The sequence below is a fragment of the Brevibacterium limosum genome (assembly GCF_011617705.1).
GTDB classification, from domain to species: Bacteria; Actinomycetota; Actinomycetes; order Actinomycetales; family Brevibacteriaceae; genus Brevibacterium; species Brevibacterium limosum.
This window is the reverse complement of sequence record NZ_CP050154.1, coordinates 735,179-761,897: the sequence shown is the minus strand read 5'-3', so window position 1 is coordinate 761,897 and position 26,719 is coordinate 735,179. Positions and strand designations below refer to the sequence as shown.

At 66.9% G+C, this 26,719-nt stretch carries 23 protein-coding genes, 1 tRNA gene and 2 pseudogenes; 11 read left to right on the top strand and 15 right to left on the bottom strand.

Annotation, left to right across the window (positions count from 1 at the left end):
- Window positions 1-39 precede the first annotated feature (39 nt).
- From GUY37_RS03330 to GUY37_RS03315, 4 genes are all read right to left on the bottom strand, one after another.
- Window positions 40-801, bottom strand: a complete 762-nt coding sequence (locus GUY37_RS03330; RefSeq protein ID WP_166822162.1) for an enoyl-CoA hydratase — start codon at window positions 799-801, stop codon at window positions 40-42.
- Between the two features lie 186 nt (window positions 802-987).
- The gene (locus GUY37_RS03325; RefSeq protein WP_166822159.1) at window positions 988-1,560 is read right to left on the bottom strand and encodes a GNAT family N-acetyltransferase; all 573 of its coding nucleotides are present in this window, start codon (window positions 1,558-1,560) and stop codon (window positions 988-990) included.
- Window positions 1,560-2,789 carry a trans-sulfuration enzyme family protein gene (locus tag GUY37_RS03320; protein ID WP_166822156.1) on the bottom strand — a complete coding sequence of 410 codons (1,230 nt, stop codon included), beginning with the start codon at window positions 2,787-2,789 and terminating at the stop codon, window positions 1,560-1,562. Before GUY37_RS03320 ends, GUY37_RS03325 begins: the two co-directional genes overlap by 1 nt.
- Before the next feature lie 99 nt (window positions 2,790-2,888).
- On the bottom strand, window positions 2,889-3,806 hold the full coding sequence (locus tag GUY37_RS03315; RefSeq protein WP_166822153.1) for a LysR family transcriptional regulator: 918 nt from the start codon (window positions 3,804-3,806) through the stop codon (window positions 2,889-2,891).
- Between the two features lie 86 nt (window positions 3,807-3,892).
- Here GUY37_RS03315 and GUY37_RS03310 point away from each other — a divergent pair, with 86 nt between their 5' ends.
- Both GUY37_RS03310 and GUY37_RS03305 read left to right on the top strand, forming a co-directional pair.
- Window positions 3,893-4,990 carry a YeiH family protein gene (locus tag GUY37_RS03310; RefSeq protein ID WP_166822150.1) on the top strand — a complete coding sequence of 366 codons (1,098 nt, stop codon included), beginning with the start codon at window positions 3,893-3,895 and terminating at the stop codon, window positions 4,988-4,990.
- Window positions 4,991-5,286: 296 nt separating this feature from the next.
- Window positions 5,287-6,705 (top strand): SLC13 family permease, encoded by a 1,419-nt coding sequence (locus tag GUY37_RS03305; RefSeq protein WP_166822147.1) that lies wholly within the window; start codon window positions 5,287-5,289, stop codon window positions 6,703-6,705.
- A 135-nt stretch (window positions 6,706-6,840) separates the two neighbouring features.
- Here GUY37_RS03305 and GUY37_RS03300 read toward each other — a convergent pair whose 3' ends face one another.
- The gene (locus GUY37_RS03300) at window positions 6,841-7,428 is read right to left on the bottom strand and encodes a GNAT family N-acetyltransferase (RefSeq protein WP_166822144.1); all 588 of its coding nucleotides are present in this window, start codon (window positions 7,426-7,428) and stop codon (window positions 6,841-6,843) included.
- A 138-nt stretch (window positions 7,429-7,566) separates the two neighbouring features.
- On the opposite strand from GUY37_RS03300, the gene GUY37_RS03295 reads away from it, so the two are divergent.
- On the top strand, window positions 7,567-7,893 hold the full coding sequence (locus GUY37_RS03295; protein ID WP_166822141.1) for a GNAT family N-acetyltransferase: 327 nt from the start codon (window positions 7,567-7,569) through the stop codon (window positions 7,891-7,893).
- Window positions 7,894-7,911: 18 nt separating this feature from the next.
- Here GUY37_RS03295 and GUY37_RS03290 read toward each other — a convergent pair whose 3' ends face one another.
- A complete protein-coding gene (locus GUY37_RS03290; RefSeq protein WP_166822138.1) occupies window positions 7,912-8,466 on the bottom strand; it encodes a DUF2306 domain-containing protein in 555 nt (184 codons plus the stop codon).
- 135 nt (window positions 8,467-8,601) lie between these two features.
- On the opposite strand from GUY37_RS03290, the gene GUY37_RS03285 reads away from it, so the two are divergent.
- On the top strand, window positions 8,602-9,348 hold the full coding sequence (locus GUY37_RS03285) for a MerR family transcriptional regulator (protein ID WP_166822134.1): 747 nt from the start codon (window positions 8,602-8,604) through the stop codon (window positions 9,346-9,348).
- Between the two features lie 141 nt (window positions 9,349-9,489).
- A complete protein-coding gene (locus tag GUY37_RS03280; protein WP_166822131.1) occupies window positions 9,490-10,947 on the top strand; it encodes an NAD-dependent succinate-semialdehyde dehydrogenase in 1,458 nt (485 codons plus the stop codon).
- 119 nt (window positions 10,948-11,066) lie between these two features.
- Here GUY37_RS03280 and shiA read toward each other — a convergent pair whose 3' ends face one another.
- Window positions 11,067-12,431, bottom strand: a complete 1,365-nt coding sequence (gene shiA, locus GUY37_RS03275; RefSeq protein WP_166822128.1) for a shikimate transporter — start codon at window positions 12,429-12,431, stop codon at window positions 11,067-11,069.
- A 252-nt stretch (window positions 12,432-12,683) separates the two neighbouring features.
- On the opposite strand from shiA, the gene GUY37_RS03270 reads away from it, so the two are divergent.
- Window positions 12,684-13,193 carry a putative immunity protein gene (locus tag GUY37_RS03270; protein WP_166822125.1) on the top strand — a complete coding sequence of 170 codons (510 nt, stop codon included), beginning with the start codon at window positions 12,684-12,686 and terminating at the stop codon, window positions 13,191-13,193.
- Window positions 13,194-13,399: 206 nt separating this feature from the next.
- Here GUY37_RS03270 and GUY37_RS03265 read toward each other — a convergent pair whose 3' ends face one another.
- The 3 genes from GUY37_RS03265 to galU all read right to left on the bottom strand — a co-directional run bounded on the left by GUY37_RS03265 (window position 13,400) and on the right by galU (window position 17,298).
- Window positions 13,400-15,607, bottom strand: a complete 2,208-nt coding sequence (locus tag GUY37_RS03265; protein ID WP_166822123.1) for a hypothetical protein — start codon at window positions 15,605-15,607, stop codon at window positions 13,400-13,402.
- A 129-nt stretch (window positions 15,608-15,736) separates the two neighbouring features.
- Window positions 15,737-16,330 carry a GNAT family N-acetyltransferase gene (locus GUY37_RS03260; protein ID WP_166822122.1) on the bottom strand — a complete coding sequence of 198 codons (594 nt, stop codon included), beginning with the start codon at window positions 16,328-16,330 and terminating at the stop codon, window positions 15,737-15,739.
- A gap of 65 nt (window positions 16,331-16,395) precedes the next feature.
- Window positions 16,396-17,298: a UTP--glucose-1-phosphate uridylyltransferase GalU gene (gene galU / locus GUY37_RS03255; RefSeq protein WP_166822121.1), complete on the bottom strand. Its 903-nt coding sequence runs from the start codon at window positions 17,296-17,298 to the stop codon at window positions 16,396-16,398.
- 45 nt (window positions 17,299-17,343) lie between these two features.
- On the opposite strand from galU, the gene GUY37_RS03250 reads away from it, so the two are divergent.
- Both GUY37_RS03250 and GUY37_RS19465 read left to right on the top strand, forming a co-directional pair.
- Window positions 17,344-18,057: a 5-formyltetrahydrofolate cyclo-ligase gene (locus GUY37_RS03250; protein WP_228278336.1), complete on the top strand. Its 714-nt coding sequence runs from the start codon at window positions 17,344-17,346 to the stop codon at window positions 18,055-18,057.
- 123 nt (window positions 18,058-18,180) lie between these two features.
- Window positions 18,181-18,321, top strand: a pseudogene (locus tag GUY37_RS19465) (FmdB family zinc ribbon protein); the annotation flags it as partial.
- 14 nt (window positions 18,322-18,335) lie between these two features.
- On the opposite strand, the gene GUY37_RS19460 reads toward GUY37_RS19465, so the two are convergent.
- Complete coding sequence (locus GUY37_RS19460) at window positions 18,336-18,488, bottom strand: hypothetical protein (protein ID WP_407645417.1); 153 nt, start codon at window positions 18,486-18,488, stop codon at window positions 18,336-18,338.
- A gap of 29 nt (window positions 18,489-18,517) precedes the next feature.
- A pseudogene (locus GUY37_RS19455) lies at window positions 18,518-18,574 on the bottom strand (hypothetical protein); the annotation flags it as partial.
- Window positions 18,575-18,807: 233 nt separating this feature from the next.
- On the opposite strand from GUY37_RS19455, the gene GUY37_RS03235 reads away from it, so the two are divergent.
- Together GUY37_RS03235 and mscL are read left to right on the top strand one after the other, a co-directional pair.
- A complete protein-coding gene (locus tag GUY37_RS03235; protein ID WP_228278335.1) occupies window positions 18,808-19,317 on the top strand; it encodes an SAF domain-containing protein in 510 nt (169 codons plus the stop codon).
- 262 nt (window positions 19,318-19,579) lie between these two features.
- Entirely contained in the window at window positions 19,580-20,041 is a 462-nt protein-coding gene (gene mscL, locus GUY37_RS03230) for a large conductance mechanosensitive channel protein MscL (RefSeq protein ID WP_152347632.1), read from the top strand.
- A gap of 114 nt (window positions 20,042-20,155) precedes the next feature.
- Here the strand turns inward: mscL and GUY37_RS03225 are convergent, their stop codons facing one another.
- Together GUY37_RS03225 and GUY37_RS03220 are read right to left on the bottom strand one after the other, a co-directional pair.
- Window positions 20,156-20,461: a hypothetical protein gene (locus GUY37_RS03225; protein WP_166822115.1), complete on the bottom strand. Its 306-nt coding sequence runs from the start codon at window positions 20,459-20,461 to the stop codon at window positions 20,156-20,158.
- Window positions 20,454-25,337, bottom strand: a complete 4,884-nt coding sequence (locus GUY37_RS03220; RefSeq protein ID WP_166822113.1) for a DUF4011 domain-containing protein — start codon at window positions 25,335-25,337, stop codon at window positions 20,454-20,456. The genes GUY37_RS03225 and GUY37_RS03220 overlap by 8 nt, the downstream gene beginning before the upstream one ends.
- 107 nt (window positions 25,338-25,444) lie before the next feature.
- Between GUY37_RS03220 and GUY37_RS03215 the strand changes: the two genes are divergently transcribed.
- Window positions 25,445-25,520, top strand: a tRNA-Arg gene (locus tag GUY37_RS03215).
- A 95-nt stretch (window positions 25,521-25,615) separates the two neighbouring features.
- Here the strand turns inward: GUY37_RS03215 and GUY37_RS03210 are convergent.
- A complete protein-coding gene (locus GUY37_RS03210) occupies window positions 25,616-26,680 on the bottom strand; it encodes a universal stress protein (protein WP_166822111.1) in 1,065 nt (354 codons plus the stop codon).
- Between the last annotated feature and the right edge of the window lie 39 nt (window positions 26,681-26,719).

Below are 26,719 nucleotides of genomic sequence, written 5' to 3'. Positions count from 1 at the left end.
AAACAGTTATGAACCGATTCCTCCGAACTAGCCCGAGCATCACTCCCCGGTGAACGTCGGAGCGCGTTTGTCGAGAAATGCGGCGACTCCTTCTGAGAAGTCCTTGCTCGCGCGCAGAGCGTCCTGCCCTTCGACTTCGCGACCGAACGACGAGTCGAGTTCGGCCAGACTGGCCCGGTTGATCGCTCGCTTCGAGGCGGTCAGGGCCCGGGTGGGGCCCTGCGCGAAGACCGCGGCGACCTCTTCGGCACGTGAGAGGTGGCTTCCGGCGGGGACGACTTCGCTGGCCAGCCCCCAGTCGAGAGCATCGGCGGCCTGCAGCTTCTCTCCCGTCAGCGCCAGGCGCAGAGCCCGATGGCGCCCGGCCGAGGCGGCGACCAAGGCGGTCGAACCGCCGTCGGGCATGAGACCGATCTTCGTGAAGGGCAGCATGAGATAGGACTTCTCGCTCATCACCAGGTAGTCGCAGGCCAGGGCGAGGGAGCATCCGATTCCGGCCGCCGGTCCGGAGACCGCTGCGATCGTGGGGATGGACAGGTCGAGGATCGACGCGATGATCGCGTTCGCACCGGCGAGGTCGATGCCCTCGCGCCTCTCGACTCCTCCCTGCAGATCCGCACCGGAGCTGAAGGCCCGTTCGCTGCCGGTGAGGATGAGTGCACGGGAGTTCGCGGCCGCCTCGGTGACGGCTCTGCCGATGGTCTGGAACGTTTCCTCGTCGAGTGCGTTGAGGCTCTCCGGACGGTTGATGGTCACAGTCGTGACACCACCGCTGACTTCGGTGAGAACACTGGTGGACAATGCGACTCCTTCGTACGAATCCGCTGATCCGATTGGATGGTAGGGCGTCGGCCCCCGTCCGCCGAGTCGGCGTTCGGAAGCTTCTACCGCAACTTTAACGTACGTTAAGTTGATCTGCGTCACAGGCCGGCCGTCGAACGGAGTCGCCCGCTGAGGCCACGGGGGCGCCGAATGGAGTCGCCTGCCTCAGACCACGGTGGCGTCGAGCTGAGCGGCGGTGAGGTCCCGGTCGGCGAAGACCAGTCGAACGGCCGCCGGGTCGGGATTGCCGGCGTCGGGCACCCGACGGACGAGTTCGAGCCCGAGCTTGCGGGCGACCACCGCCGAGGCGGTGTTGTGCTCGAGCAGATACGCCACGACCGGCAGCTCGGGGTCGATGTCCGTGGCGGCTGCGATCGCATCCCGCGACACCGCGGTCGCCAATCCGTGTCCCTGCGCTTCGGGGCGGAAGCGGTAGCCGAGGTTCCAGAACGCTCCGGGCGTGCGGCGGGAGGCACCGGGTCCGGGCACGCCGCGCAGCGAACATCCGCAGTGGCCCACGATCTCTCCTCCGGGAGCCTGTCTGACCATCCACGGCCCGATTCCGTCGAGTTCCCACTGCGAGACCAGCTTGACGAGGATCGCCTCGGCCTCTTCCGCCTCTGTCAACCGTCCGCTGGGCAGGTGCGTCCAGACCCGCGGGTCGGAGTCGATGGCGAAGAACTGATCGAGGTCGCCCACGCCGGGCCGGTCGAGCACATAGTCGGGCGTATGCCCCATCAGGCCAGGGCCGCCTCGAGGTCGGCCCACAGGTCGTCGAGGTTCTCGATGCCCACGCTCAGGCGGATGAGTCCCTCGGGCACGGTCGCGGGTTCCGACGCGTGGCGGCGGCGACGCTCGATGAGGGATTCCACACCGCCCAGGGACGTCGCCGGTGTCCACAGTCGGACCGCCTCGGCGATGGCGGTGGCCCTGTCCGCGGATTCGACGGTGAAGGAGATGATCGCCCCGAAACCGTTCATCTGCGCGGCGGCGCGGGCGTGGCCGGGGTCGTTCGGCAGGCCCGGGTAGCGGGTTTCGACGACGGCGGGGTGGGCGGCCAGGCGCTCGGCGATGGCTTGGGCGTTGGTCTGCGCACGGTCGAGGCGCACCGCCAGGGTGCGCAGTCCGCGCAGGGCCAGCCAGACCTCGAAGGGCCCGGCGATGCCGCCGCGCATCGACCGTTCCGTGTGCAGGTCCTGACGCAGCGCGGTGCTGCCGGTCACGACCGCGCCGAGGACGACGTCGGAGTGGCCTGCCAGGTACTTCGTCACCGAGTGCACGACGATGTCGGCGCCCAGGTCGAGCGGAGTCTGCAGCAGCGGGGTGGCGAAGGTGTTGTCGACGCAGACGAGGAAGCCGCGGTCCTCTGCGGCCGCGGTCAGCGCGGGAACGTCGGCGACCTCGAGCATCGGGTTCGTCGGCGACTCGATCCACAGCATCCCCGGGGATCCGGCTCCGCCCGCTCTCGCCGAGGCGGCCCTCCCATCCGCTGCCACCCGGCCCGGCGTCGCGTGCCCCGCGTCGTCGAGGGCGGCGATGACCGCCTCGGTGTCGGCGATGTCGACGGTGACGAGGTCGAAGTTCTGGCGCTTCGAGATCTGCTCCGCGGAGGCGAGCGCACCCTGGTAGCTGTGGGTCGGGATGATCAGCGTGCCTCCGGCGGGAACGAGGCTGATCACGGCCGAGATCGCCGCGAGACCCGAGCCGAAGACCAGCCCGGGCAGTGCCGAGTGCTCCAGCTGACCGAGAGCTTCTTCGAACGGCGTCCACGCGGGAGTGTCGAAGCGGGCGTAGGCATAGGGGGATGCGGAGATGTCGCCCGTGCTGACGAAGGTCGAGGACAGATCGATCGGCGGATTCACCGCGGCACCGTCGGTGCGCTGCGGGCGTCCGGTTTCGACGACGATGGTGTCCGGAGCGAAATCGGAATGTGGGGCGGGTGAGGAGGCAGGCTCAGGCTGTGTCATGTGCCCAATATAAGGGTGCGGCCGCCGCTGGTGCTGAGCCGTCCCGGGCCGCCTTGCGGGGCCTCTGCCCCACACCGCCCTCGGCCTGCTGCGAGTCCCCTACCCCAGGCTGGCGACCATATGGTCGAGCAGCAGACGTGCCCCGGGTGACTGCCGTCGGCTCTTCGCCCACACGGCGTGGAGTTCGCGGGTGAGATCGACATCGTCGGCGACCGGCAGCGGCACCAGACGTCCGGCCCGGAAATCGTCGCGCAGCGCGAGCTCGGAGAGCACTGCGGGTGCGACGGCGGTGGCCGCGGCGATGCGCAGGGCGGAGTTCGAGCCGTACTCCCCCGCCACGCGCACCCCGTCGGCTTCGGCGAGTGCCGCGTCGATGGCTTCCCTGGTGCCCGATCCGATCTCGCGCACCAGCAGGGGCACCTGCGCCAGCTCCTCCGCGGTGATCGGCTTCGTCCAGGCGTGGGCGAAGTCCGGGGCGCAGGCGATCATGAGTCGGTCACGGCCGACCACCTCGGCGTTGAGGTCCTGGGGCAGGGACACGGTTTCGATGAGGCCGAGGTCGCAGGTCTGCCGGCGCACCCGGTCGATGACGGTCGCGGAGTTCTCCACGGACAGTCCGATGTCGATCTTCGGGTGCGCGGCGCGGAAGGTCGTGAGGTGGCGGGGCATGAGGTACTCGGCGACCGTCAGCGAGGCGCTGACCTTGACCGTTCCGGCGCGGGCGTCCTGGATGGCGCGGGCCCCGGTGTAGAGGGTGTCATAGGCTTCGATGACCGTCGACGCCCATTCGGCGACGGCGCGGCCTTCGACGGTGAGTTCGGTTCCCCGCGGCGAGCGCCGCAGCAGCGGCACCTTGAGGTCGCGTTCGAGGTTGCGCAGGCTGCGGGAGGCATTCGGCTGGGCGAGGTCGAGTTTCGCCGCGGCCTGACCGATCGATCTGGCGTTGCCGCTGAGGGCCACCAGCAGCCCCAGCGCCTGGAGCTCGGGCCAGTTCTTCATATTCCCGAGATCGTGCATATGCTCATCATGACATATCAGATCCATATGGGTTGCGTCGAAATCACCGTCTACTGCGACTGACCGGGCGTTGACAGACTGAAGCCATGAACCGCTTCACGTCCCTTCTGCCCGGACTCGCCGTCGCCGCTGCGGCCACGGCCGTCGCGTGGCCGATCTCCATGCTCCTGCCCGTGCTCTCGCCGCTGCTCGTGGCGATCGTGCTCGGCATCCTCCTGGGCAATCTCGTGCCCGACCTCCCCGAGGCGTTCATGCCCGGACTCAACTTCGCGGCGAAGCCGCTGCTGCGCCTGGGCATCGTCGCCCTCGGCGCGCAGGTCGTGCTCGGCGACATCCTCGACCTCGGCTGGCTCGTCCTCGTCCTCGCCGCCGTCATCGTCGCCGCCGGCATCCTCTCGGCCATCGCCCTGGCCAAACCGCTCAAGGTCGACCGCCCCCTGGCCGTGCTCATCGGCAGCGGATTCGGCATCTGCGGTGCTGCCGCCGTCGCCGGCGTCGAGTCGACTCTGAAGTCGAAGAAGGAGGATGTGGCGGCGGCGATCGGCCTCGTCGTCCTCTTCGGCACCCTGATGATCGCGATCGTCCCCGGTCTCTCGACCGCCATGGGCCTGTCCCCGGAGACCGCCGGCATGTGGGGCGGTGCCGCCACCCACGAGGTCGCCCAGGTCGTGGCGATCGGTGGAATCATCGGACCCGCCGCCCTCGAGATCGCCGTCCTCGTCAAGCTCGCCCGCGTCATCATGCTCGCTCCCACCGTCGCCGTGTTCAGCTATGCCGTGCGCCGCAGCGAGAACAAGGCACTGGCGAACTCCACCACCGAGGCGGCCGACGGATCCGCTGAGACCTCCGCAGGAGCGGGCCCGGGTGCCTCGTCCGCGGGGGCGGTGTCGACGACGACGAAGGCAGCTCCGGCTCAGGGCAAGCGCCCGCCGATCGTGCCGCTCTTCGTCGTCGGCTTCCTCGTCATGGCGGCCCTGCGCACCTTCGGTCTGCTGCCGGAGTTCGCGGTCACCGGGCTCAGCTGGATCCAGACCGTGTGCCTGGCGATGGCGATGTTCGCCCTCGGCCGCGGAGTGCAGTGGCGGTCGCTGAAGAACCTCGGTGCCCGACCGATCGCACTGGCCACCCTGGTCACGATCGTCGTCGCCCTCATCGCTCTCGGCGGAGCCGTTCTGCTCACCTGAGGCCGCCCCCAATTACTACCTGACGGCGGCTCAGCAACCTCGCGCGAGGTTGTTGAGCCGCCGTCAGGTAGTCCTGAGGCCGCCCCCGCCGGCACCAGCCGGTAGCCCGTTCTCACGTCATCGCCACCGAACGTGGCTGCGGATTACCGGTGGCCGCCTCGGCGAGGGTTTTCCGTCTGTCGGGACTTTCCGACGGATCGGACACGCCTCACGTGTACCTGCCGGTAACACTGGTAGTGTCTCTCAACGAATCAGCCAGCGATGCTCAGTGTCGCTTCAGCCTTCGCAAGGACATCATGCTCACTCAGATCATTGCTCTGCTCATATTCATCGCTCTCTTCGCGGTCGGTGCTGTCCGCGGTGTGCAGATCGGCGTGCTCATGCTCGTCGGCGCGGCCGGAACCGGGCTCCTATTCACCGATCTGGCGGTCGAGGACATCATCGCCGAGTTCCCGCTGAGCATCATGATCCTGCTGGCGGGCGTGACCTACTTCTTCGCGATCGCGCAGGAGAACGGGACCGTCGACAAGATCATCGACTGGGCCCTCGAACGCGTCGGATCCTCGGCGGTGCTGCTGCCGGTCGTGTTCTTCCTCATCACCGGCGGGATCGCGGCCATGGGCGCCCCGCTGGCCGGCCTGGTGATGATGCCGGTGGGCATGCAGGTCGCGCGCAAGTACGGGGTCGACTATGCGCTCATGGGCCTGGCGATCTGCTTCGCCATCGGCGCCGGCGGATTCGCCCCGACCAGTCTCTACGGAATCGTCACCTATTCGACCGCGCATGATGCCGGAATCGATCTGTCCCCGTTCCTGCTCTTCGGCATCGCCGTGGCCGTCTACCTCGTCATGCTCGCCGTCGCCTACTTCATGTACGGGCGGTCGCTGTTCTCGAAGACCACGGTGGCGGCCGCTGCGCATGCTGAGGCCGGGGGCGGGACACATTCCGGGAACGCTTCGGCCGGGGCCCGCACCGGGAGCGCGCAGTCGACGATTTCGCGCGGTTCCGCCTCGGCGTCGAGTGTCGCCTTCGGTGAGGACGACGAGGATGAAGCGCTCTTCGACTCCTCCTCCGGCTCTGAGACGGTCGAGTCCTCGCCCTTCACATTCGTGCAGATCCTCACCGTGATCTTCATGGTCGGCCTCATCGGCACCGTGGTCGTCCTCGCGGCCCTCGGTCAGGAACCGGACATCGGCCTGCTGTGCTTCATGTTCGGCGCGATCCTCTCGCTCGTCGACCCGAAGACGGGCAAGGCCGCGATTCCGAAGATCGACTGGCCGACCGTGCTGCTCGTCGGCGGCATCATCACCTTCGTCGGCGTGCTGCAGAACATGGGTGCGGTCGACTTGCTCGGTGAGGGCGCCGAGGCGATCGGTTCGCCGCTCATCGCCGCGTTCGTCCTCTGCATCGTCGGCGGTCTGGTCTCTGCGTTCGCCTCGACCACTGGCATCCTGGCCGCTCTCGTGCCGCTGGCGCTGCCCCTCATCGCCGCAGGTGGGGTGCCCGGGTGGGCGCTCATCGCGGCGCTGGGCGTGTGCTCGGCCGTCGTCGACGTCTCACCGTTCTCGACGCTGGGCGCCACGGTCGTCGCGACCGCCCCTGTCGAGGACAAGCCGCGCCTGACCCGCATCCTCGTGAAGTTCGGCATGTCGATGGTCGTCATCGGCCCGGTCGCCCTCGTCGGCGGCCTGGTCGTGCCCGCGATGGTCTTCTGAGGGGCGCGCCAGCGGGCCAGCGACCTTCTCCTCCAAACTAGTGGTCAGTATCGGATACTTTCTTTCAACCGAAGTGTCCGATGCTGACCTATTCTTGGCTTGGCAGCGCGTGCCCCGAGTCTGTGGGCCGCCCGTTCAGCTCAGTTGTTTGCGCAGCAGCACGAACTCGAGGTCGTCGACCTTCGGCACTCCGAAGCGTTCGTCGCCGTAGGGGAAGGGCTCGACGTCGCCGGTGCGTTCGTACCCGCGGCGCTCGTAGTAGGCGATGAGTTCGTCACGCTTGTTGATCACGCTCATCCGCATCGACGTCGCGCCCCAGCGTTCGGCCACCCACGCCTCGGCGAGGCTGATGAGCGAGGACCCCACGCCCCTCCCCTGCCCCACCGGCGAGACGGCGAGCACCCCGAGGTAGGCCGCTCCGTCTTCGGGTTCGCGCACGTAGATGCTGGCCACGGCGCGGCCCTGCTCATCACGGGCGAGCAGGATCTGTGAGTCCGCCTCGGCGAGCATCTCCTCGGCCATGGGAGCATCGAGCCGCTGCCCGCCGAGGAGGTCCGCCTCGGTGGTCCACCCCTGCTTCGACCCCTCACCGCGGTAGGCCGAGGAGACGAGCTCGACGTAGTCGGCGATGTCAGCGGCGGTGAGTTCGGCGACCTCGAACCCGGCTTCGCGCAGCTTCCGGCGGTGCGCATCGACCACGGTGACCGAGGGATGTGCGGACATAGATGGGACTCCTTCACGACTTTCACTGCGGCTCACTGACCAGGCTAGTCGTTCCGCTCGCCCAGAACTATAGTGTCAACTGTCAGGACAGCGACCATCGCGCAGTGCCGCCGGCACGGACATTCGGGAGGAATGACCATGGACATCGACATCTCGGGAGAGACCTTCACCATCGCCGAGGATGCTGCCGCCAAACGCTTCACCGTCTCCCACGAGGGCAAGGTCATCGGTCTCGCCGACTACATCGACCGTGAGGCCGGTGCCGATGACACCGCCGAAGGTACGGTGCGCATCTTCACCCACACCGAGGTGTCCCCCGAGTGGGGCGGTCGCGGTCTGGCGGCCGAGCTGGTGCGCTACGCGCTGGAGACCAGCGCCGAGGAGGGGCTGAAGTTCCGCACCACGTGCTCCTATGTGCAGAATTTCCTGCACAAGAACGACGAGTTCGACAAGTTCGTGGCCTGAGGTCCCGACCCGGTCGCGTCACTTCGCGGTGACCGGGGCCGCGTTGCTCGGGCTCGAGGGCGTCAGCGGTTCGCCGCCGGTGCCTTCTCGCGTCTGCGCTGTGGATGTCTTCCGGTCGTGCCCGGAGACGAAGCGCAGGACGACGATCGCCCAAGCGGTGACAGCCACGATGATCACGGCCACGAGTGACCACAGCAGCCCGGGGTCGCTCACGGCCAGCCGCGGGATCTCACGACCGGGAACGACCGCGGCGAAGACGCCGGCGATCAGTGCGCCCAGATAGGAGCCGACCATCATTCCGATGTGGCGTCGGACGTTGCCACGGCGAATGGCGATGACGCCGAGCGTGGTGGAGATGAAGGTCCAGATCGCCAAGGCGTGGAAGATCGTGAAGGAACCGGTGAGTGAGTAGATGAACATTCCGCTGGTGCACACGAAGTACATGAGAATGACCCAGGACCGCCCGATGAAACGGTGTCTGCGGTCCTTGGCGCGGCGGATGATCTGGATGGGTCCCAGCAGGACGACACCCGTGGCGGCAATGGCATGGATGGCGATGAAGAGTGAGGACATGACATTAAGATAGTGTCACTGACCAACTGCGGCAACGTAGATAGCATGAGCCGCTTCCGCTATCTGATCCCGGCCGCAGAGTGAGGCTGCCGATGAGACAGGACTTGGGATGAGATCGACACGACTGGACCAGCGATGAAGCTCGGTGCCCTGGCCGCCGCATCGGGAGTCTCGACTGCGAGCATCAAGTTCTACATCCATGAGGGGCTCCTCCGCCCCGGCCGGAAGAAGAATGCGACCACGGCGGTCTATGACGATGCTCATCTCCACCGACTCGAGCTCATCCGCTGGCTCCGCGACGAGCTGAATACACCGATCTCCGGAATCGCCGAACTCACCCGAGCGATCGGTGACGCGTCGTTGCCGACGATCGAGCTGATGGGGATCTGCCAGGAGTTCGCCCTGCGCGGGAACTCCGGGCTTCCCGCCTCGGCGCTCCGAGCACCGGGGTCACCTCCGTTCACACTGAGATCGGGCACCAGCCCCGCCGCCGCGCCTCGGTCTCATTCGGACCGCTTCGATGGGATCGTGACCGAGGCTCTCGACCGGCTGGGCTGGCCGGATGAAGAGTCTGCCGCTCGGACAGCCGTGGCTCGAACCCTCGAGATGGTCGATGCCGCCGGCTACTCCGTCAGCGCCGATTCGGTCGTCGATCAGTGCCGAGCCATCGCTTCAACGGCCCAAGACAACATCCGGCCGATCGGCACCGAGCTCAGTCGCGACGAAGTCTGCCTCCGAGTGATCCGCGGCATCACGATGCACAACCGCCAACTCATCGCCGTCAGTGCACTCACCCACGCTTCACTGTCGATGATCGCCCGCGCTTCGGCTGCGGCCGACGGTGGCTCCGCAGCCGATGGACCCGACGAGTCCCCCGCCTGACAGGTGCCGGCAGCGAAATCCCCAAGACGCATCGGGCCGAAGAGCACTAGACTGGAAGCGGCCGCGTTCCGATACTGCGGCGGGGACGTTCTCACGCCGGCCACGCGGTTCTGCACCGACGACACTCAAGGAGGACGCGTCGTGGATATCACTCCGATCATCGACAAACTGGGCACCGGCCTGTTCATCAACGGCCGGTGGCGCGAGGCCGAGGGCGGCAAGACCATCGACGTCCGCAATCCCGCCACCGGCGAGATCATCACCACCGTGGCCGACGGCTCCGCCGCCGATGCCGAAGAGGCCATCACGGTCGCCGGTGACACACAGGCAGACTGGGCGGCCACCTCGCCGCGCGAGCGCTCCGAGATCCTGCGCCGGACCTTCGAACTGCTGCACGACCGCGCCGACGACATCGCCGCGGTGATGACCGCCGAGATGGGCAAGCCGTTCGCCGAGTCCAAGGGCGAGGTCACCTACGGCGCCGAGTTCTTCCGCTGGTTCTCCGAAGAGGCCGTGCGCATCGAGGGCGACTACTCACAGTCCCCGGACGGCAAGAACCGCATGCTCATCTCGCGCGAGCCCGTCGGCCCCTGCATTCTCATCACCCCGTGGAACTTCCCGCTGGCCATGGGCGCCCGCAAGATCGGACCCGCCGTCGCCGCCGGCTGCACGATGGTGTTCAAGCCTGCGAAGCTGACCCCGCTGACCTCGCTCATGCTCGTCGACGTCCTCGTCGAAGCCGGCCTGCCCGCCGGCGTGCTCAACCTCGTCACCTCCGACTCCGCGCGCCGCGTCGTCACTCCCTGGATGGAGTCCGGCATCGCCCGCAAGGTCACATTCACCGGGTCCACCGAGGTCGGGGTGGGGCTGATCAAGCAGGCCGCCGACAGCGTCATGAAGACTTCGATGGAGCTCGGCGGCAACGCGCCGTTCGTCGTCTTCGCCGACGCCGACATCGACAAGGCCGTCGAAGGCGCGGTGGTCGCGAAGATGCGCAACGGCGGTGAGGCCTGCACCGCGGCGAACCGCATGTTCGTCCATTCCTCTCTGGCCGAGGAGTTCTCCTCGAGGCTGGCCGAACGCATCGGTGCGATGAAGGTGGGCAACGGCCTCGACGAAGGAACCGAGATGGGTCCGCTCGTCGACCAGGACACCCTCGACAAGGTCGCCGGCCTCGTCGATGAGGCCGTGGCCAAGGGAGCGAATGTCCTCACCGGCGGGGCCAGGATCGACGGTGACGGCTTCTTCTACACCCCGACAGTGATGACCGACATTCCCGATGACGCCGAGATCCGGACGACGGAGATCTTCGGCCCCGTGGCCCCGATCGTCACCTTCGACACCGACGAACAGGGCATCGCCTTGGCCAATGAGACCGAGTTCGGCCTCGTCGGCTACCTGTACAGCGAGAACGTCGAACGCGCTCTCGGCCTCGCCGACAAGATGGAAGTGGGCATGGTCGGGCTCAACACCGGCCTGGTCTCGAACCCGGCGGCGCCGTTCGGCGGAGTGAAGATGTCCGGCCTCGGCCGCGAGGGCGGCCGCGTCGGCATCGACGAGTTCCTCGAGGTCAAGTACGTGGCCCTGCCCCGCAGCTGACACGAGACCGGAGTCCGGTCAGCCGGGTGTCGGCGCGGTTGGTGCTTTCGCGGCAGGCATCGCTTCGGCGTGCGATCCAGAGGTCGGCATGGCGGCGGCCAGGGAGGAGTGCCGAACCATCAGGCGGACACGACCTGTTCGGTGTCGACGGTGGAGCGTTCGGCGCGGCGGCCGAGCTGCCACTTGCGCACAAGGTGCATGGCAATCGAGATCGAGATGAGGCAGCCGCCGCCGAGGTAGGCCGCCACGAGGTACCAGGTCCCGTTGCCGAGTCCGACGAGGAACGTCGCGATGAACGGCGTGAAGCCGCCGGCGATGGCGCTGGCGAGCTGGTAGCCGACGCCGGCTCCGCTGTAACGGAATTCGGGGCTGAACATCTCGGCGAACAGCGGCTGCTGGACACTGACGACTGCGTCGTGGGCGATGTTGATGAGCAGCACCGCGAAGATGACGATGCCGACGACGTTGCCGGCTTCGAGGAAGAGGAAGAACGGCACGGCGCTGACCAGGCCGATGACGCCGCCGGTGAGATAGACGCGCAGTCGTCCGTAGCGGTCGGAGAGATAGGCGAAGGCAGGGATCGTGACGATGCCGAGGCCGCCGACGATGAGGGTGATGTTGAGCATGATCTGCCGGTCGAGGCCGAGCTGCTCGGTCGAGTACGACAGGGCGAAGGTCGTGACGATGTACATGGTCAGCAGCTCGATGAAGCGCAGGCCGACGATCTGGACGATCTGTGCGGGGTAGCGCTTGAAGGCTTCGAGGATCGGCAGCTTCGCGGTCTTGTCGGTCTTCGCATTCTTCACACGCTCGACGTACTCTTCTGATTCCTCGACGCCGGCGCGGATCCACAGCCCGACGAGGACGAGGACGGCGCTGAAGAAGAATGGGATGCGCCAGCCCCAGGCGAGGAAGGCCTCGGCAGAGAAGTTGCTGCTGAGCAGGGCCACAAGACCGGTGGCCAGCAGCAGTCCGAAGGAGTAGCCGATCTGGACTCCGCTGGAGAAGAGGGCCCGCAGCTTCGACGGTGCGCTCTCGACGGCCATGAGTGCGGCACCGCCCCACTCGCCGCCGACGGCGATGCCCTGAATGCAGCGAAGCAGCACCAGCAGGGCGGGCGCGAGCCAGCCGACGGACTGGTAGGTCGGCAGGAATCCGATGAGGGCGGTGGCCACGCCCATGATCGTCATCGTCCACACCAGCATGGACTTCCGGCCGAGGCGGTCGCCGAAGTGGCCGAAGATGATGCCGCCGAGGGGGCGGAAGATGAATCCGACACCGAAGGTCGCGAACGCCGCCAGCGTTCCGGCATGGGAGCTGTAGTCGGGGAAGAAGAGCTCCCCGAAGACGAGGGCGGCGACGATTCCATAGAGGAGGAAGTCGTACCATTCGACGACGGCGCCGATGAACGAACCCGCCGCGGCCCGTCTGGCCCGTCGCTCCCCGGCCCTGTCGGCGTTGACTCCGTCGTCGATACCGACCATCGGATTCTCCCCTGAACGCTGATTCGGCTTTCTGCCGGTCGCCCTCGCGTGGTCGACGGTGAGCAACCTAGCACGGTCCGAGTTTGCCGAGCCGAACGTGTCCAGCAGGGGAACACACAGCCCCAGGTAGGTTCTTGCCGCAGTTCCGACCTTCCCCAGACCGGTCGGGCCGGCGCGAGCGCTACAATCGGCACGTGTGAACACCATTCGGTTCCCCCGCTTGCGACTGCGGTCCCAGCTCGGACGGCTCCCGTGATCCTTCCCGAAGTCCGTGATCCGCGGATGATCACCCTGCGCCGAGGCGGCTCGCTGACCGATGATCACCACCGGCTCCTCGCCCTGTGGGCCGCCGACTGTGCCGACCACGTCCTCCCCGTCTTCGAGGAAATTCTCCCGGACGACGTACGCCCTCATGAGGCCATCGCTGCCGCCCGCGCCTGGGCGGCCGGGGAGATGCCGATGATGGAGGCTCGCGCCCTCGGCGGTCACGCCATGGGTGCGGCTCGACCGCTGCGGGGACCTGCTCGATTCGCCGCGTATGCGGCGGGACAGGCCGCGTGTGTCGGCCACGTCGCCGAGCACGATCTCGGCGCGGCGGCCTACGCGATCAAAGCTGCCCGTGGACCATCCGGGAAGGACCTCGCGGCCGGTCGTGCCGAACGTGATCGGCAGCGCGAGAGGCTGTCGTCCGAAGTCCGTGAACTCGTGCTGGAGGATCAGGCTCGGCGTGATCCGATCTGCTGGTTCGTCTTCAGCACCTGATCGCTGGCAGCCCAGTCCACGACAGTTAGCCCAGTGCGGAATATGTGCTATCTGTCGTGGACTGGGCTGTTCGCAGAACCCCGGCGGGAAGCAGGCCCTCATGAGCCCAGGAGCCCGGGTACGACGAAGCCCCGCACGGATGGTGCGGGGCTTCGTCATCTGCGTTCAGAGATCGGTGTGGACCTCGATTCAGCTGCTTCGGGGCATCAGGCGCGCCGCCGCGCGAGGACGTCGTTGACGGCGCCGAGGTCGGCGGCCTTCGGCGTCCGGATCGCCTTGCGGCCGTGGCCGAGCGGCCCCTCCTCGCGGGCTGAGTCGCTGAGCTCCGGACGGTAGCCGAGCTCCTCGGCGAACTGGGCCGCGATGTCCTCACGGCTGCGGGCTTCGGTTTCATAAGAGCTGGCGTCCGCCGCCGCTGCCGAAGGCACCGGGTGCTCGGCCTCGGGAGCGTCGACGTAGCTGGGCACCGGCAGCGGGGTCGGCGACCAGCCGTCACGTGACTTCAGTCGCTGCATGAACGGGTCATCGACCTTCGGTGCTGCCGCGTTGAGCTCCGCGTGCACATCCACATCGGCGTCCTCCCGATCGGCTGTGCCTGCGACCGTGTCGGTCTCGCCGGCGAGGTCGGCTCCGAGCGAGACGGGAGCATCCGCGGATTCGGCCGGGGCCTTCTCTACGGACTGTGTCGAGGTCGCATCAGCGTCGTTCTTACGCTCAGCCGGGGATTCCTTCGCCGTCGTCTTCTCAACCGGCTGCTTCGAAGCCCCCGTCTCAGCAGCGCCCGAAGTCGACGCACCATCGGAGTCGGCGGTCGCCTCGGCGGAGGTGGCGTCACTGTCAGCGGCGGCGTTCTCCTTCACGACCGGGATCGGTCCGGTGAGGAGGACCTGCCGGGTGGTGTGGCCCTCGGCGGCTTCCTTGCGGATGCGCACGAGTGGGATCTCGCCGGTGTCGGCCTCTTCGCGGGACTTCTTCGCCTCAACGGAGCGGTTCATCGCGGCGCGTGCCTGCGCGGCCTTCGCCGCCGCGCTCGTGCCCTGTGCCGCCGCGGCGATCCGGGCAGCGGTTCCGCTCGAGGTCGATACAGGTGCTGTGCGGCGCTGCTCCTTGACCGGAACAGTCTGTGACTTCGCACCCGGTCGAGCCGTTGTCCGCGACTCGGTCGCAGGCTGAGTACTCGTCTTCGGTCGAGCCGCAGCAGTCGGCTGGGCCGCAGTCGTCGACTGCGCTGCCGGTTCCGGCTGGGCGGCACGCTCTGGCTTGGCGGCCCGCTCTGGCCTGGGGGCACGCTCCGACTTGGTGGCGTGCACCGGCTCAGCAGCCCTCTCCGGCTTGGCAGCCGACTGTGTCCGCGCGGTCTCCTGCAGGCGCCGCAGCTTCTTCTTCGCTTCCCGCTTGCGCAGGTTGAGCGTGCGCACGAGGAACAGAGTCACGACCGCGAGACCGAGGAAGACCCCTGCCAGGGCGATGTGCACGACCGAGAAGGCCGCGAGCACACTCGACACGAGAATGCCGAGAACCGAGGCGAGGAAGACCAGGGAGAAGCCCCTGACCATGGTGTTCAGCGACTTCAGGGACTCCCGCAGGGTCGTGGCTTGCTCAGTCATCGCATGTTCCTCATCGGTTCCGATGGTCGGATTGGAAAATTGTGGGTCGTGTCCGTTCGTGCTGGTCGCCCCCTCGCCGAGGTGGTCGCCGCGTCCCGACCGGGACTGCCCCTCTTGTGGTCCGCCGCCTCGCCGGTCAGGACCGGCACCGGTCGAACCTGTCCGGTTCGCCGACACATTGCGACCGGCGTCGGTCGCCCAAGGTGGATTCCCCTGGGGTGGAGTCGCCTGGGGCGGGCGGTCCTGTCTGTCCGAGTGCCCGGCGGAGCGGCTGCTGCCATTGAATACGGCATGGACCGCGGGGTGGAGCATCCGCACATTGTCGGCGGCAGTGCCCGCTCCGAATCCTGTGTCAGTGCCGGCACCTACCCTGGAACCACCGACAGCGCGACCGGCTATCGCATAGTCACTGGATAGGGAGGAGCTGCTTTCACCGACCGCGATGGGCAGGACGTTGAGCTGGGTGTGCTCGGCGGCCTCGGTGACGGTATGCGCTTCGGCGTGACCGTCGATGACTGCGAACTCGGGAAGAGTGGCCGAGAGACTCAGTTTCGGGGCCTCGCCTCTGGGTGAGATGTCCGGCGTCGGAACCGACGGCACTTTCCGGGGTTTGTCGTGGAAGACCTGGATGCGCTCCGAATGGTCGTGCCCGGGGATCGCGGTCTCGGCGGAGACGACGGCGGCATTGTCCGGAACCGTGTCGATTTCGACGCGCGAGAGATCCGTCGCGGACTTCCGAATCATTGCGGGCACAGCAACGGCGAAGACCACGACGATGGCGATGACGACGATGATGCTGGTGTCCACAATGCCACCCTAAGTTGCGGGCATCTGCGAAGACGTGAAGGCGTGAGGTGTGTCGGTCAAACAGGGGCGAAGTTCACCGAATTCCCAGGTGGCGGCTGGACCTTCCCGAACGGCGCTCGTTCACGCCGATCACCCGCTGGTGCCGTGCCGGTATGCGGCAAGCAGTCCTTGCGGGACCTCTTCGGAAAGCAGGGCGAACGAGCGGTGGTCGCACCACTGTCCGTCGATATGCATGTACTTCTCGCGCACCCCTTCGTCGCGCAGGCCGAGCTTGGCAACCACGCGCAGGCTCGCAGTGTTCTCCGGGCGGATGTTGATCTCGATGCGGTGGAGACCGAGGGCGAAGAAACAGTGGTCGGCGGCCATGGCCACGGCGATCGGGGTGATTCCGCGCCCGGCTACGCGCGAGTCGATCCAGTACCCGATCTGCCCGGACAGGATCGAGCCCCAGCTCAGTCCCGACACGGTGATCTGGCCGCGGAAGCTCCCGTCGACGTCGATGGCGAACGGCACGGTCTGTCCCCGCTTGGCCTGCTTGTCCTGCATCCGCACCATCGTGCGGAACCCCGGCAGCTCCTGGCCGGGTGCGGGCAGAGTCGCATCCCACGGACGCAACCAGTCGCGGTTGAATCGACGGACTTCTCGCCAGGCCTCTTCGTCGCGGCGGCGCAGCGGTCGCAGCACGATATCGGACTGTCGATCAGTCAGGATGACAGGCCACACGCGGCTGCCCTCGCTCTCGGGTTCGATGTCGGTCTGCCCAGACGGGCCGCACCAGAGAAGTCAGCTCAGTCCAGCGTCGGCACGAAGTCGCGCAGCCACGCCTTGAGATCGTCGCCGAGGTCGTCACGGTCGCAGGCGATCTGCACAACCGCCTTGAGGTAGTCGAGCTTGTCACCCGTGTCGTAGCGCGCACCCTTGAACACGACACCGTAGACGCCGTGGCCGTCGTCATCCCCGGCGAGCTCCTGAAGGGCATCGGTGAGCTGGATTTCGTTGCCGCGTCCCGGCTTCGTGGTCTCGAGGACGTCGAAGATCTCCGGAGCCAGCACGTAGCGGCCGATGATGGCGAGGTTCGAGGGAGCATCCTCGGTGGCAGGTTTCTCGACGAGATCGGTGACCCTGACGACCTCATCATCGGAGGTGGTCTCGACGGCCGCGCAGCCGTAGAGGTGGATCGCCTCCGGCGGGACCTCCATGAGTGCGACGACGCTGCCGCCGGTCTTCTCTGCGACCTCGATCATCTTCGGCAGGATCGGGCTGCGCTCGTCGATGAGGTCATCGCCGAGAAGCACCGCGAACGGCTCATTGCCCACATGCTGACGCCCCTTGAGCACGGCGTGACCGAGACCCTTCGGATCTCCCTGGCGCACATAGTGGATATCAGCGAGTTCCGACGGATGGCGCACAGCGGCGAGCTTCTTGTCGTCGCCCTTCTGCGCGAGCGCCGCCTCGAGCCCGTCGACCCGGTCGAAGTGATCCTCCAGCGGCCGCTTGTTCCGGCCGGTGATCATGAGAACGTCCTGCAGACCGGCGTCGACGGCTTCCTCGATGACGTACTGGATCGCCGGCTTGTCGACGACGGGCAGCATCTCTTTGGGGGTGGCTTTCGTGGCGGGGAGGAACCGAGTTCCGAGACCGGCGACGGGGATCACGGCCTTGCGAACGGTGCGCTGCGCTTCATCACTCATGAAGTCATCTTAACTAATCCGCCGACCCCGGTTAGTCTGAAATGCGTGGAACCAGAAACTTCGAAGGCGCAGCTGAGGTCCCGCATCCGCGCCGCTCGTGCCGACCGCTCCCTCGCCGAGGCGTCTCCCGCCTCATCGTCGTCCGTGGCGACGACATCGCCGCAGGTCACCCCGGCCGACGCGACCCCGACTTCAACCTCACCTGCGGACGCCGTGGCCGCTGCCGCGTGGAGTGTCATCCGGGAAGCGCCGGTCCGCTCCCTCCTTGCTTATGCGGCTCTGCCCGGAGAGCCGGACCTCGACCCGGCGCTCGACCGGTTTCTCGCAGCAGGCGGCACCGTCTATCTGCCGGTCGTCACGACGGTCGGCGAGCCCTTGATGTTCGGCCAGGTCACCGGTTCGATGGCCCGCCTGAAGCCGTGGGGCAGATGGGGAATCCGCGAACCGGCCCGGGATCACACGCTGCTCTCCGCCGCTCAGCTGCTCTCCCCCGCGGTCGGTCTCGACCTCATCCTCGTCCCCGCCCTGGGCTTCGGTGCCGATGGCGCCCGGTTGGGCAACGGCGGTGGATTCTACGACAGGACCTTCGGCCCTCACGGGGCGGCGCCTCTTGGTTCGGCGTCTCTTGGTTCGGGGCCTCGTGTCCTCGGAGTGTGCTTCGCCGAGGAGCTCGATCTGACGGGCCTCGTCGCCGAGGACTGGGATCTGCGCATTCCAGCGGCCGTCACCGAAGACGGAACTCACATCTTCACGGCCTGATCGTCGGGAATCAGCACCCACTCGCGCGTGTTGATATGTGGATAACCTTGTGCATATCCCGGACCGGTGCTCCAGGGAGGTTCCGACGTGCACTATAATCTTGTCGTCGAAGAAAGGTCTCGAATGCCCGTCTACTCCTACGCCTGCAAGAGCTGTGGTCACGCCTTTGATATTCATCAGGACTTCAGCGATGACTCGCTCACCGTCTGCCCGGAATGCCAGGGCCGCCTGAAGAAGGTCTTCGGCGCTGTGGGCATCAGCTTCAAGGGATCCGGCTTCTACGCCACCGACTCCCGCTCGGCCAATTCGAGCACCGTCAGCTCGTCGAGTTCCGACTCCTCGTCGAAGGAGTCCTCAAGTTCGTCGTCGACGGATTCCTCCAGCTCCTCCTCGTCGAGCTCTTCATCGAACAGCTCCTCGGCAGCGAGCACCCCAGCCGCGAGCTGACCCCAGCACCGAGCTGGCCGACTCGGGCCGCGAGCTGACCCACCCCGACCGCCACCCGACCGGCTCCAGCCGCAAGCTGACCTCCGCATCACTCAAACGCCGATCGCCTGTGGACAGCACGAACTGTCCACAGGCGACTTCCGCGTCCTTGCCGCTCACCAAATGCCGTCGCAGGCTCGGTGCATGGGCATCTTCCACCGCATCCGCACCTCGTCTTCGGGCTGGGCACGGCCGTCTCGCATCCGACCTCAGCGCCTTCTCGCCGCCGTCTGCCTTGCGTGTGCCTGTGCTCTGGTCGTTTGGATGCTCACCCCGACCAGCGCGGGTACGGCGATCGTCGTCGCGAAATCGGACCTGGCTCCTGGTACAGAACTCCGAGCTCAGCACCTCACCCTCACTCAGTTTCCTACCGACCTGGTCCCCGACAAGGCATTCACCTCCGTTGAAGAGGTGAGGGGTCGGGCCACCTCGGCGGGGTTGTCGAAGGGATCACCGCTGACCTCGGCGGTCGTGCTCGATCAGCAGGCTCTGCCGAAGGGCAGCCGTGACCTGCTCATGCCGATCCGTCTGGCCGATGACGCCTCGACGGCGTTGCTCCAACCGGGACAGAAGATCCGTCTCTTCTCGTCACTTCCCGACGGCGGATCGGAAGTCGTCGTCGAAAAGGTGACGATCGCTCGCCTTGTCGACAAACCCGAAGGAATTGCCGCGGAGTCAGGCCAACTTGTATCCGTGATCCTCTCCGCCGAGGATGCCGGCCGCGTCGCCGAGTTCGCCGGGCTTCCCATCAGCTTTGCCATTCTTCCTCGCTGATCCGCATGCTCGGCTGGCTATCAGCCCCATCGCTCCCTGTCATCGGCGGACCATCATCCCTGCTGAGCCGTTGTGCACGGACGCTTCTGCACCCTCCGAGCCAGCATTCAGCAATGCATTCCGGGGCCCCGGATCATCGACCCCATGATCAGACTCGCAGAACAATCCTGCTGACAATGTGTTACCCATGTGTACTATTGGATCGTAATTGAGCTATTCATCAACCGCATTTCAGTGAACATACACCGAAAGGGTTTCTCTAATGCTGAAGGGATTCAGAGACTTCATTCTCCAGGGGAATGTCGTCGAACTCGCAACTGCGGTCATCATCGGCGGCGCATTCACCGCCATCGTCACCGCATTCTCTGACAAGATCATCAACCCGCTCATCGCCGCCGTCGGCGGCGCCGAGGGCCCGGCTCTTTCCATCCCGCTCAAGGAAGGCGTGCCGGAGGCCACCCTTGATATCGGTGCGGTCATCACTGCGGCCATCAACTTCCTCATCGTGGCCGCCATCGTCTACTTCATCATCATCGTCCCGATGAACAAGCTCAACGAGCTGCGCAAGCGCGGAGCTCCCGAGGAAGAAGTCCCTCCGACCACCGAGGATCTGCTCGGCGACATCCGCGAGATCCTGCGCAACCAGGTTGCCTCGCCTGCCGGTCCCGCCGAGGGTCCTGCTACCGACGGGCCGGTCGATCCGAACCAGCCTCCGCGGCACTGACCACCGGCCGATTATGAAGAAGGCCCGCTCTCTCCGGAGGGCGGGCCTTCCTCATGCCTGAAACCCGTCGAACGCTAGGACCCGGTCGGGCGGCTACCAAGACCAGTTCGAAGGCTATGACCAGTGCGGAGGCTTCTGCGAACGGTAGTAGTCCTCGCTGAAGCCGCCGCCACCGGTGTCGGCTTCGTTGCGCAGAGTGGCGCGGTATCGGCGCTTCGCCGCTTCGATCCGGGCCTGCCGAGACTCATCGGACTCAGCATCGTTCTCGATGTGTCCTGCACCCTCAGGATCAGTGCTGGTCTCGGCACCATCGCCGATGTGCGCCGCACCCTCAGGATCACTGCCGACCTCGCCCACGCTGGGATCGACTCGATCGCGGTCGCGATCAGCATCCTCAGCGCCGGTGAGCCGATCAGGCATCGTCGTTCTTCGACCCCGACTTCGCCGAGGCGGCCCCATCTGACTCTGTCCCGGCCGAGTTCGTCTCGGCTGACTCCGCCCCGGCCGAGTCCGCGTCGGCCGAACCCGAGTCCTCGGACTCCGCCCCAGCTGCTCCGGCGGCTTCGACGTCGTCCGACGCCGCTGCGCCGGCAGCCGAACCATCACCAGCACCGGCGTCACGGGCGCGACCGGACTCCGCACCGACCGAAACGGTGTCGCCGGAGGCATCGGCCGCCTCGGGGACCTGGTCATTGCTGGCGGTCTGGACGAGTCCGGCGGACCGGAGCTCATCGGCACGGATCTTACCGGTGTCGAAGGTCGGCAGGATGTCGTCTTCCACGGGCCCGGTCGAGTTAGAGCGTGGGATGAACACCTCGGAGCCGGTGACCTTCTTCGCCTGTGCGTGGCGTTCACGGTAGCGGTCGACCGCGGCCTGCAGCTGGGAATCGCCCCGGGTCGAGCTGCCCTTCTGCGCCAGCGCGGTGCGCAGCAGATCCTTGATCTCACCGTCACCGCGCACGACCGCATCCGACTGGATCCAGTCGATCATCTCGTCGAGGCCTTCGGCGGAGTATTTGTGCATCGGCAGACCGGGCACGAGCTTCGGTCGGCTGCCGGTGCGGCCGACGACCACCGAGGCGGCACGCGCCGCATTGAGCACGGCCTGCGGGCTCATCGTCTCCACGGTGGAACGCCAGGCTTCGAAGATCTTCTCGGTCTCGGTCTGCGGATCGACGAACGCGTCGGTCGACCACACGCGCATGAACTTCCACCCACGGCGGTTCAACTGTTCGGGAAGCACCCGGTCGCGTTGGCGCAGGCTGCGCATCGAGGCGTATTCGGGACCGTCACCGGCAACGGCGATGATCATTCCGTGTTCGTCCTCGGTCGAGTTCGCCACGGCCAGGTCGATTCCGTTGTAATGCTCGTGAGCGACGACGCCGAGCTGCAGCAACCGGTCGGCGATGTCGTTGAACAGCGGATCGTAGATCTCGCCGTGCGGTCCGGGCTGGTGGACGCCGCCGGTCGCGATCTCCTCGAGCAGGCGCGGCAGCATGACCGCTCCCCCGTTGAGCTTGCTGCGGTCGAAGTCCTCGGCCTCGATGCTCGAGACCAGGGTCAGCCGCTTCCGGGCTCGCGTCATCGTGGCCGCGAGGATGCGTCGACCGTCGGCTCCGGACAGCGGGCCGAAGTCGTGGATGACGCGGCCGTGGACGGTCCGGCCGTAGCCGAGGGTGAAGATCACGGCGTCGCGTGACATGCCCTGGACGCGTTCGGCGTCGGTGACGACGAAGGGCTCCTTCGTCGAATCGTTGAAGAACGCCGCCACATAGGGCAGGTCCTTCATCGTCCGCGAGATGGCGGTGGCCACCCGCTGAGCGTGATGCGGGGTGAGCGCGACGACGGCCAGAGATTCCCGCGACCGGTTCCGCGCGTGTTTGAGCACGAGATCGACGACTCGTTTGACCTCGGCGTCGGGGCTCTCGACCCGGCCCGTGCCGATGTCCGTGGGCCCCCGGCCGTCGGCGACATAGGAGAATTCGAGGCCGCTGCCCTCACCCGTGTGCGCGGTCGGCAGCGTCGAGATCGTCGAATCGTAGAAGTGCCGATTGGCCAGGTCGATGAGCCCGACCGGGGACAGCCGGTAGGAATTCGACAGCCGCATCCGCGGCAGGAACTCGCCGAGGCGGTCCTGCACCGACCGCGGATGATTCCCATCGTCCATGCCGAAGCGATCGACCGCGATCGAGAACGGGCGCGGTCCGAGCAGCCGGGAGTCGCCGAGGGAGATGACCTGGCGGGCACGGGTGATTCCGGGGACGACGTCGGCGACCGAGAGGCGGCCGGCATCGGCGATGACGACCGCGTCGAAGAGCGGCAGTGCGGAGAAGAGTTCGGGCACCGTGTACGGGCTGCCCATCCACACCGGGGCCAAAGTCGTGAGCAGGTCCGGTGCCTGGGTGGAGATCCGCTTGGTCGAGGTGTGCTTCGACAGCAGCTCCTGTTTGATGACTCCGGCGGCGATGGGGTCGGAGTCGATTCCGCGCTTCCATGCCTGCGCATGGTTATAGCGCAGGCGGGAGGCACCGGCGGCGACGAAGGCGCGGTCGTTCTCGCGGAAGCCTTCGGCGACCTGGTGGAGGGCGGCACCGTCGTGGCGGCCGATCGCGGGGTCTTCACCGGCCATGGTCTGCAGCACGGAGGCCCAATAGGCGAGGTCGAACTCGGGGCCGACGAGTGTTTCGTCGACCTTGCGACGGCGCAGATCGGCCATGAGGTCGCCGAGGCCTTCGCCGTCGAGTTCCCGCTGCAGGCGGGAGCGTTCGGGCAGTTCGGCGAGGTTCTCAGAGTCGCTGCCCATCGCTTCGGCCCGCGCCTGGAGTTCCTCGATGAGCATCGATCCGAGGTCCCCGCCGTCGGGGGTGGTCTCGAGGATCGGGGAGAGCTTGGCCATATCGGCTTCGACGCTCTGGAGGATCTCATCGGCTTCGAGGACGCCGCGCGGAATCTGCGGGCGGCCGTCGTGGCCGGCGAGGTCGGAGAGGATGACTCGCTGCGCGCGGACGTCGATGAGGGCGTCGTGGAGGTCAGCCACCTCGGCGCCGGGGCGGAGGAACTCAGCGGCCGACTTCTTCAGTCGACGGCGCTGCATCATGCCCATCTCGACACCGACCTCGGCACGGTATCCGGGGGTGCCGGTGGCGGCGATGAGGTCGTCGAGGCGATGGTCGTAGATGTCGGGAGCGAAGCTGTCCAGCGTCTTGCGCACACGCAGAAGCACGCGGATGGCACGGGCCCAGTCGTCGACATTGCGACGCGGGTTGAGCTTCGCCTTCTGCAGGACCGGTTCGGTCGCGGCGATGAGGTCGGGGATCATCCGACCGATGCGTTCGGCCACCGTGCGTGCGGCTTCGGCCTCTTCGACGGATTTGAGGTCGGCACCGAACCAGACGGTGTCTTCGACGTCGAGGGTGAAGGCGCCGAGTGACGCGAGTTCGCCGAGCTTGCCGCGCAGCACATTCCGGCGGTCTTCGCTGGCGCCGAGGATGTCGTCGTCGAAGCGCACCGGTGTCTGCGGGGAGTTGTCACCGGAGGTCAGCTCGGCGAGGTGCTGCATGGTCTCGTAGACGGAGACGTCCCACGGCTCGCGCCTGCGGTGCAGGGAGGAGACATGGTCGGCCAGGGTCGCACGCTGCTCGTTGAGCTCGGTCAGCAGGTGGGAGAGGTCCGGGCGTTCGGACTTCTCTGCCGAGGCGATGAGACCGACGAGCTGCTTGCGGATGTCCTCCGACCCCGCACGGGTGTCGACGGCGAAATCGGAGAGCCCGACCTCGCCGAGGCGGGTGGAGAAATCGTCGAGCGCATCGGAGGTCTGTGCGAGGAAGAGCACGCTCTTGCCGGTGTGGGCCAGAGTGGTGGCCACGGCGACGGCGACCTGGGTCGCGCCGGTTCCGGGTGGGGTGTCGACGACGACGGAGTGGCCGGAGACGGCTGCGTCGACGACTGCCTGCTGGTCACCGTCGACGTCGATGACGAGGAACTCTTCCTGCGGCTTCCGGTCCGGAAGCGGGGTGATCGGTTCCTGGAGTGCAGCAGGGACGACGTCGTCGCCGTCGGCCTGGGCAGCGGGCGCTGCATCGGCGTGCGCGTCAGGGTCTGTGTCGGGCTCGGTGGTGGGTTCGCTCTTGTCCGCAGCGGCGGCGTCAGCCGCCGGCGCACTCGTCTCGCCTGCAGCCGTTCTGTCGCCCGCCGATTCGCCACCGGCGATCGGCTTCGCCGGATCGAGTGGTTCGTCGGTGATCGGCACGGTCGGCTGACCGAAGTCCTCGTCATCATCCGCATCGGCGTTCGCTTCCGCGGAAACGGTATCGGCACCGGCTTCGGGATCGGCCTCGCCCGACGTCGTCGCGCCCTTGTCATCGGCCGCGGCCCCGGTGCCGGTCTCGGCTTCAGGTGCATCTCCGTCGGACTCAGCCGACGTCGATGCGCCGTCGGCATCCGTCCCAGCGACGGCGCCGGCGACTCTCTTGGCTTCGGCACGGTTCTGCTCGGCTTCGGCCTTCTCGGCCGCGGCGACCTTCTCGTCGGGGAGGACGCCAGGCTGCGGCACATAGGAGGGTCCGCCGAGTTGAGCGCGGACGTCTTCGTCGCCGGCCAGCGCGCGCAGAACGGGGTGCTGGGTGGGCAGGTAGTCGGTGGAGAACGGGTTCGCGATGTTCGCGAACGTCGAGATGATCAGGCGGTGGTTGATCCGCAGACCGGGCACACTCTGGCCCAGATCACGCAGTCGGTCGAGGGCCGGGCCCGGGTCGAAGCCGTGCGGTCCCCCGGTCGCGTCGACCCATTCGTCGACGGGCACCTCGAGGTCGTATTCCTCACGCAGGTGTTGGACGAGTGCCGGGTTGATCGCGATCTCGTTGTCGAGCACGATCTCGTAGTCTTCGACGCGGGAACCGCGGGGCACCAGCGCGATGTGGCGCATGACGACGGGCGCGTTGAACTTGAACTTTGCGTCCTTCTCCGTCCACGAGGCGAATCCGATCGCCAGGTGAGCGGTGCGGATGCCGCGTTCGTTGTCGAGCTGTTCGGCCTTCGACCGGATGGATTTCGCACGTCGGCGCGCATCGGCGAGGATGTCGTGGTCGCGGATGAGGCTGGAGAGTCGGGTGGCGCGACCGGCCAGCAGCTGTGCCAGGCCGGAGGGGTGGGCGCCGGAGAGGTCGATGCTGCCGTCACGTGAGTCCCGGAAATGAAGCATGGTGTCGCGACCGCCCAGATGGGCGGCCTGCTTCTTCCACTCGGCGAAGACATCTCCGAGTTCTTTGAACTGTTCGTCTCTAACGGAATCCGACACAATTCGACCCTAACGAGAAACTGTCCGTAATAGGTGCTGGCACACCGTGGAACAGTGAGGTTTCTTCTACGCTACACTGGGTGATCGTGGTTGGGGACGACCACCTGGCCCCCGTAGCTCAGGGGATAGAGCACCGCTCTCCTAAAGCGGGTGTCGGCAGTTCGAATCTGCCCGGGGGCGCCAGAATCACTTGCTGGTTTCGTCATGAGCCACCATCACCGAGGCGGCCGATCGAATTGATCGGCCGCCTCGGTCGGTTCGTGCTGAGCCTATGGTCTCTAGAGCCCCGGCTCGGCCGGGGTCTCGTGCTGTCTGCGGCGACCGTGATCGCGGGTGACGCGCACGACCATCGTCGGGCACTGCGAGTACGGCAGCACCGACTGCGACGTCGAACCGAGCAGAAGGCCGGCGAACCCGCCGCGTCCGCGCGATCCGATGACGAGCACCTCGGCTGTGTCAGAGGCCCGGACGAGCACCTCAGCGGGCTGACCGTCGAAGAGCGTCCACGTGACGTCGAGAGCCGGGAATTCCTCGGCCAGACGCTGTTTGGCGACAACGAGTTTGTCCGCTCCCTCATTGACGAGCCGCTCGAGATCGGCGGTGCTCGGCAGCCATTCGGGTCCGATGACCGTCGTGGTGATGACGGCGACGATGTGCAGCGGTGAGCCTCGACGCACGGCCAGTCGGGCGGCCTTCCACAGTGCCGGAGACTCGGCGCCGAGGGAGTCGACGCCGACGACGACCTTCCTGTCGAAGCGCAGGCCTTCGATCGCCTCGGCATTGGGATTATGGGTTTCGACCTCGATGCCGTCCTGCCGGATCGGTCGCGACGAGGTCGGGTGCGCGGGGCGTTCGGCCTGGTTTTCCCAGCATGCGGGGACGACGACCGTCGGACAGGCCGAGTGCGCCGGCAGGGCGCTCGAGACCGTGCCGAGGAGACGACCGGCGAACCCGCCGCGGCCACGGGAGCCGACGACGGTGAGGCAGCCGGATTTCGATTCGTCGATGAGCACACCGGCGGCATCACCGATTTCGATGACGGCCTCGACGGGAACGCCGGCGGCCTTGACCTCGGCGGCTGCCTCCTTGAGCGTGTTCGTCACGGCCGCACGGATCGAACTGTCGTCGATGGGCACATAGGACACATCGATTGCGGCCGCGGCCACGCTCGGGATCGTGTAGGCACCGACGAGGCGGATCGGACGGTCCAGGGAACGCGCTTCTTGAATCGCCCAGGCCAGGGCGTTGCGGCTCGGCGGCGAACCGTCGATTCCGACGATGACGGCCTCGGGCTCACCGGCCGGGGCCGGGTCGGCGTTCTGGGGGCGATCCTGCTCACTCATCGCAAGCTCCTTGGGTCGAAGCGAACTTCTGTTTCGTCC